7 protein-coding genes and 1 pseudogene are annotated in these 6,908 nt (G+C 64.6%); 2 read left to right on the top strand and 6 right to left on the bottom strand.

The genetic code is table 11. The features are described 5' to 3' along the window. From RBR29_RS09615 to orn, 5 genes and pseudogenes are all read right to left on the bottom strand, one after another. A pseudogene (locus RBR29_RS09615) lies at window positions 1-278 on the bottom strand (CDP-alcohol phosphatidyltransferase family protein); the annotation flags it as partial. 47 nt (window positions 279-325) lie between these two features. Next, entirely contained in the window at window positions 326-2,149 is a 1,824-nt protein-coding gene (gene uvrC / locus RBR29_RS09610) for an excinuclease ABC subunit UvrC (protein WP_320348858.1), read from the bottom strand. Beyond that, window positions 2,112-3,188, bottom strand: coding sequence for a beta-N-acetylhexosaminidase (gene nagZ, locus RBR29_RS09605; RefSeq protein WP_320348857.1), 1,077 nt, complete (start codon window positions 3,186-3,188; stop codon window positions 2,112-2,114). Before nagZ ends, uvrC begins: the two co-directional genes overlap by 38 nt. Beyond that, window positions 3,185-3,625, bottom strand: coding sequence for a holo-ACP synthase (gene acpS / locus RBR29_RS09600; protein WP_320348856.1), 441 nt, complete (start codon window positions 3,623-3,625; stop codon window positions 3,185-3,187). The genes nagZ and acpS overlap by 4 nt, the downstream gene beginning before the upstream one ends. 14 nt (window positions 3,626-3,639) lie before the next feature. Beyond that, the gene (gene orn, locus RBR29_RS09595) at window positions 3,640-4,185 is read right to left on the bottom strand and encodes an oligoribonuclease (protein WP_320348855.1); all 546 of its coding nucleotides are present in this window, start codon (window positions 4,183-4,185) and stop codon (window positions 3,640-3,642) included. Between the two features lie 55 nt (window positions 4,186-4,240). Here orn and RBR29_RS09590 point away from each other — a divergent pair, with 55 nt between their 5' ends. Then, entirely contained in the window at window positions 4,241-5,485 is a 1,245-nt protein-coding gene (locus RBR29_RS09590) for a M48 family metallopeptidase (RefSeq protein ID WP_320348853.1), read from the top strand. Continuing rightward, window positions 5,478-6,428 carry a ribosome small subunit-dependent GTPase A gene (gene rsgA / locus RBR29_RS09585; protein WP_320348851.1) on the top strand — a complete coding sequence of 317 codons (951 nt, stop codon included), beginning with the start codon at window positions 5,478-5,480 and terminating at the stop codon, window positions 6,426-6,428. Before RBR29_RS09590 ends, rsgA begins: the two co-directional genes overlap by 8 nt. Here the strand turns inward: rsgA and RBR29_RS09580 are convergent. Then, window positions 6,423-6,908, bottom strand: a 486-nt coding sequence (locus RBR29_RS09580; protein WP_320348849.1) for a CoA pyrophosphatase, incomplete at its 5' end; no start/stop codon positions are given. The genes rsgA and RBR29_RS09580 overlap by 6 nt on opposite strands.

Here is a 6,908-nt window from a genome sequence, read left to right as displayed (position 1 = left end):
ACACGGTCCAGGTTCAGCAGAATCAGCAGCGCCGCGCACACCATCAACTTGTCGGCCACCGGATCCAGAAACGCACCAAAGGCCGAGGTCTGGTTCCAGCGCCGCGCCAGCCAGCCATCGAATCAATCGGTGACGGCAGCCACGATGAAGGCAATGGCCGCCACACAATCACGCCACCCCGACGCGGTCCAGGCATCCGGCAGATAGAACAACCCCACGATCAGGGGGATCATGGCGATGCGCAGCCAAGTCAGGGCAATAGGGATATTGAGCGGCATGATAGGCGTAATACTACCTGAAGGCGCCATCTGCCGCCCGATTGCCACTACCGGAGCGCGTGATAGATGCGCTCGGCCAGCGCCGCAGAGATCCCCTCGACGGCGCGCAACTCATCGATACTGGCATCCACCACGCCGCTGAAACCGCCGAATCGCGCCAGCAGATTCTGGCGCCGCTGCTTGCCCACCCCCTCGATATCTTCCAGGCGAGAGACATTGCGGGCCTTGGCGCGCCGTGCCCGCATGCCGGTGATGGCAAAGCGATGCGCTTCGTCACGCACCTCTGCCACCAGCATCAGGGCGGCGGATTCCACGCCCAGCGCCACCGGGGGCCGGCCATCGACAAAGACCAGTGTTTCCAGGCCGACCTTGCGATGATCGCCTTTCTTGACCCCCACGATACGGCTGACGTCCAGCCCCAGTTCCTCGAACACCTGACGGGCCACGCCCACCTGCCCTTTTCCCCCATCGATCAGCACGACATCGGGCAAGGCCACATCACCATCGGCCACACGGCCGTAGCGCCGGTTCAGGGCCTGACGCATGGCCGCATAGTCGTCCCCCGGCTCGATGCCGGCAATATTGAAACGGCGATACAGGAAATGCTGCATGCTGTGGTTCTTGTACACCACGCAGGACGCCTGGGTGGCTTCGCCCGCCGTATGGCTGATGTCAAAGCATTCGATGTGCAGGGCCGCCAGGGCGGCCGGGTCCGTATCCAGATCCAGTTCCACGGCCAGCGCCAGCGTGCGGGCCTCGCGGGCGCTGGACTCCGACAGGCGCTGGGCCAAGGCCATGCGGGCATTACGCTGAGCCTGCTCCAGCCAGGCCCGACGGGCCCCCTGCGGGCGCGACAGGACGCGGACCTTGTGGCCATGCTGTTCAGCCAGCATGGCGGCCAGATCGGGATCCGACAATGCATGCGAACAGACCAGAACGGGCGGCACCGGATTGTCGGCATAGTGCTGGGCCACAAAGGCCGTCAGCACGTCTTCCGCCGTATCATCCTGAGCCTGAGTGGGAAACAGCGGCTTGTCGCCCAGGTGTCGTCCGGCACGCACCATCGCCAGATTGACGCACACCCGGCCACCCGCCTGCTCCACGGCAATGATATCGACGCTGTCGTCACCCACCTGCTCCATGGTCTGCTGCTGCAGGACTTTCGCCAATGCACGCATCTGGTCGCGCAACACGGCTGCCTGCTCGAAATCCTGGCATTCGGCGGCGGCGCTCATGCGCCGTTCGATGTCTTCCAGCACCTCGCTGGCGCGACCCTCCAGGAACTGGATGGCCCGCTCGACGTCGGCCCGGTAGTCCTCGGGCGTGATCAGCTTGACGCAGGGAGCAGAACAGCGGCCGATCTGGTGCAGCAGGCACGGACGCGTGCGGTGGGCATAGACACTGTCTTCGCAGGTGCGCAGCTTGAAGACTTTCTGCAGGATCTGGATGGTTTCGCGCACTGCCCAGGCATTGGGATAGGGACCGAAGAAATGCCCCTTGCCCTGAGTGCTGCCCCGGTAATACACGATGCGCGGAGCCGCGTGATCCGTGATGTGCAGGTAGGGATAAGACTTGTCATCCCGAAAGAGAATGTTGTAGCGCGGCTTGAGACGCTTGATCAGGTTGTTTTCCAGGATCAGCGCCTCGGCCTCGGTGCGCGTGACGGTGATCTCGGTGCGCGCCACTCGTGCCAGCATGTGCTCGATCCGGGGGCCATGGCCGGATTTCTGGAAATACGAACTGACGCGGCGCTTCAGGTCGCGCGCCTTGCCGACATACAGGACCACGCCCTGCGCGTCGATATGGCGATAGACCCCCGGCAGATGCGGCAGATCAGATAGAAAGGCTTTCAGATCGAAGGCTTCGGGCACGGAGATACCTCGGATCGGACAGCAGGCCAGTCCAGTCAGGTGCGGGCCGGGACGGCATCAACCGCCTGATGCGGCGCACGGCCTGCGGGTCCTGGGGTCGATCCGCCAGCGCCGCCAGCAATTCGTCGGCCAGGTCGGGACGGTTGCAGACCAGTACCATATCGCACCCTGCATCCAGCGCAGCCAAGGCCCTGGCATGAATGTTGCCGGCCACGCTCGCGCCTTCCATGGTGAGATCGTCCGAAAACACCACGCCATCGTATTCGAACTGGCCACGCAGAATGTCGGTCACCCAGCGGCGCGAAAAACCAGCCGGCTCGGGGGCCACCTGAGGATAGATGACGTGCGCCGGCATCACGGCCGGCAAGGCCAGATCGCCCAGCCAGCGATATGGTGCCGCATCGGCATCCAGGATCTCGTCCAGCGGTCGTTCGTCCACGGGAATCTCCAGGTGGGAATCGGCTGCCACCGCGCCATGGCCGGGGAAATGCTTGCCGCAAGCCGCCATGCCAGCCTGGGACAGGCCCTGGATCAGGGCACGCGCCAGCAGTGCCACCACGCCAGGGTCTTCGTGCAGCGCCCGATTGCCAATCACCTGGCTGACGCCGTAATCCAGGTCCAGCACCGGCGTGAAACTGAAATCCACACCACAGGCGCGCAACTCACTGGCCAGCACGAAGCCGGTTTCGGTGGCGGCGCGCAAGGCCGCCTGGGGATCGCGGTCATACCACTGCCCCAGGGCCCGCATCGCCGGCAACGGAGTGAAACCGTCGGTCCGGAACCGCTGCACGCGCCCCCCTTCGTGATCAACCGCGATCAGCAGGGGTTCATCACGCGCGGCGTGGATCGCCGCGCACAAGGTGGCCAGTTGGGCCCGATCAGAGAAATTGCGCGCAAACAGGATCACGCCGCCAACCTGGGGGTGGCGCAGGCGGGCCTGCTCGACCGCAGTCAATTCCAGCCCGGCCACATCGACCATGACCGGCCCCGGGGCCATGGCGGCGCAAGTGGCAGAAGAGAGATTCTGTTCGGGAGTCATGCGATGTTTTCCTTGGGGTGGGGGCTGGCGGCGGGCAGCGCCTCGATCACGACGAAAGCCGCCACCAGATCGGCCTCGTCCGTCATGGAGACATGCGCCTGCCCGAAGCGGCTGGCATACCAGTCGGCCAGGGAACCGGACAGGCGGATCTCGGGCGCCCCGCCAGGCCGGTTCAGGATCTGCGCCCGCGACCAGGTCATGGGCATGTGAATGCCCAGCCCGATGGCCTTGGAGAAGGCTTCTTTGGCGGCGAAACGGGTCGCCAGATAGAGAATGCCCCGGCGCGGATCACGCGCCTGGCGGCGTTGATGCACGAGTTGCTCATCCGGCCCCAGGATACGGCGGACGAAACGGTCTCCGTGCCGCGCGTGAATGCGTTCGATCCGTGCGACCCGTACCAGATCAGTGCCGATGCCGGCGATGGCTCCAATGGACACGAAGGACTCCGAAATCACAACCGGATGAAATGTTCCCGGTAGTGCTTGAGTTCGTCGATGGATTCCTGGATGTCGGCCAGGGCCTCGTGTTTGCTGGCCTTGACGAAACTGCGATAGACCTCGGGTTTCCAGCGCAGGGACAATTCCTTGAGCGTGCTGACGTCCAGGTTGCGGTAATGGAAATAGGCTTCCAGCCGGGGCATGTATTTGACCATGAAGCGACGATCCTGGCCGATGGTGTTGCCGCACATCGGCGATTTTCCGGCTGGCACCAGCGGTGCCAGGAAGGCCAGCAAAATGTCCTCTGCTTCCGCTTCGGTCAGGGTCGAGGCCTTGACCTTGTCGATCAGACCACTCTTGCCATGGGTGGACTGGTTCCATTTATCCATGCCATCCAGCACGGCATCATCCTGATGGATCACCAGCACCGGAGCCTGTGCCACCGGAGTCAGGTCAGGCTCGGTGACGACCATGGCGATTTCCAGGATGCGCTCTTTTTCGGGGTCCAGGCCCGACATTTCCATGTCCAGCCAGATCAGGCGCTGATCGTTCACGGCCATATCCTATAATCCTTTACTTGCAAAGCGTTGATTTTCGCACATCGGCCGTCCGGACATGCTGACCCTTCTGTTTCTTGCCTGCCTCGTGGGCGACCTGCTCCTGCGCTACTGGCTGGCACGCCGTCAGATCCGCCATGTGCTCGCCCACCGCGATGCAGTCCCCGCCGCATTCGCCGACCGGATCGGCCTGCACAGCCACCAGCGCGCCGCCGACTACACCGTGGCCCGCACCCAGCTGTCCATGGTCGAGCGCATCATCGAAGCAGCCATGCTGCTGGGGCTGACCTTGCTGGGCGGACTGCAGGCACTGGATCTGACCCTGGGCCGCCTCATCGAATCCGAACTCTGGCGCCAGATGGCCCTGGTCGGCGCCGTGCTGGCGCTGCTGGGCGCCGTCGGCCTGGCCTTTTCCGCCTGGCGCACCTTCCGCCTGGAGGCCCGCTTCGGCTTCAATCGCATGACGCCTCGCCTGTTCATCACCGACGCACTCAAGATGCTGGCCGTCACCCTGGTGCTGGGCATTCCCCTGTTGGCTGCCATCCTGTGGATCATGCGCTCGGCCGGCACCAGCTGGGCCTGGTGGGCCTGGGGTGTCTGGGTCGGCTTCAATCTCCTGGTCCTGTGGCTGTATCCCAGCTTCATCGCCCCCCTGTTCAACCGCTTTACACCGCTGAACGACCCCGAACTCGACCAGCGCATCCATGCCCTGGCCAAACGCTGCCGCTTCGGCCTGTCCGGCCTGTTCGTCATGGACGGATCGCGGCGCTCTGCCCACGGCAATGCCTATTTCACCGGCTTTGGCCGCCATCGCCGCATCGTCTTTTTCGACACCTTGCTGGCGCGCCTGAACGGCGATGAAATCGAAGCCGTCCTGGCGCACGAACTGGGCCATTTCGCCCACCATCACATCCTGCGGCGCATCGTCGTCAGTTTCATGACGGCCGGGGTACTGCTGCATTTGCTGGCCTGGCTGTCCACCCAGCTCTGGTTCTACACCGGCCTGGGCATCATCCCGCAGCTGGGCCGGCCCAACGACGGCCTGGCGCTGGTGTTGTTCATGCTGGCCCTGCCGGTCCTGACGTTCTGGTTCACGCCCATCGCCAGCCTGCTGTCGCGACGTGACGAATTCCAGGCCGACCGTTATGCCGTGCAACAGTGCGGCGCGGCCCCCCTGATCAGCGCGCTGGTCAAACTCTACGATGACAACGCCGCCACCCTGACGCCGGACCCGATCCATTCGGCCTGGTACGACAGCCACCCGCCAGCCCCCGTGCGGATTGCACACCTGCGCAATGGCTGAACCCGCTGCACTGGCAGGCCGCATCGTTGCCGCCCACGGACGCCACTACGACGTCGAAATCGACGGCGGCGGCCGACGCCAGTGCTACACACGCGGCAAGAAATCGGGCCCGGCAGTCGGAGACCGGGTGCGCGTGCAGCCCGAAGGCGCCCACGAGGGCGTCATTCTCGACATTCTGCCACGCCGCAATCTGTTCTACCGCTCCGATGCCCAGCGCAGCAAGCAGTTCGCCGCCAACATCGACCAGTTGCTGCTGGTGCTGGCCCCGGAACCCGAGTTTTCCGGTGATCTGATGGGCCGGGCACTGGTGGCGGCTGCCAGCGCTGGCGTACCGGTGCTCATCGTACTGAACAAGGCCGATCTGCCTGGCGCAGCGGCGGCCCACGCACGGTTGGCCACTGTGGAATCTCTGGGCACGCCCGTGCTCATGCTCAGCGCCCTGGACACGGATCGGACTCGCGCCCTGCTGGGCCCCAGGCTGCAGGACCGTCTCACGCTGCTGCTGGGCCAGAGCGGCATGGGCAAATCCACCCTGCTCAACGCGCTGGTACCCGAGGCGCTGGCAGCAACCCAGGCGCATTCCGAAGCGCTGGGCACTGGCCGCCACACCACCACCCGCACGCAGCTCTACCCCTTGCCCAATGGCGGCGGCCTGATCGATTCGCCTGGTTTCCAGGCCTTTGGCCTGCAACACCTGAGCCCCCACGACATCGAGCAGGGGTTCCCGGAATTTGCGCAGCCCATCACCGAATGCCGCTTCTACAACTGCACCCACCGCCATGAACCAGGCTGCGGCGTGCTGGCGGCCGTCGAACGCGGCGACATCCGCGCCGAACGCCACGCCCTGTACATGCGCATCCTGGCGGAAAATGAGGCTGCAAGACGGGCACGCCCGGCAGCCCGCCCTGCTACCCCGTTGGATCGCCCACCATTCAGATCATGAGGCGGAGCCCGGACGGCCTGGAGCCGCGATGCCCTGCGCCGCCGCCAGGAAATGGTAGAGATTGCGAATCAGGATTGCCGTGGCGCCCCAGATGAAATGGGATTCCCAGGGAATTGCGAAATAGCATCGGCCATGACCCAGCGACGTTTCCAACCGGTGCAGCACGTGCCGGGCTGGATCCATCAGCACCGCCAGCGGCACTTCAAAAACCTCGGCAACCTCGGCCTCGTCGGGCTTGATGAGAAAGCCCGGCAGCAGTTCGCCTACCACAGGCGTCATCAGGAATTGCGTCGTGGTCAGCAGTGTCGGCTGCGTGCCGATCACCTGCACGAAGCGCTGCTCGACACCGATTTCCTCGCGTGTTTCACGGATGGCGGCTGCCACCGGCCCGTTATCCGTGGATTCGATGCGCCCCCCCGGAAAGCTGATCTGCCCCGCATGGTGGTGCAGATGATCGGCTCGACGCGTGAACAGCACGTT

Origin of the sequence: Castellaniella sp. (genome assembly GCF_034007085.1) — a bacterium.
Taxonomy (GTDB): domain Bacteria; phylum Pseudomonadota; class Gammaproteobacteria; order Burkholderiales; family Burkholderiaceae_B; genus Castellaniella.
This window is presented reverse-complemented; position numbering and strand designations above follow the sequence as displayed.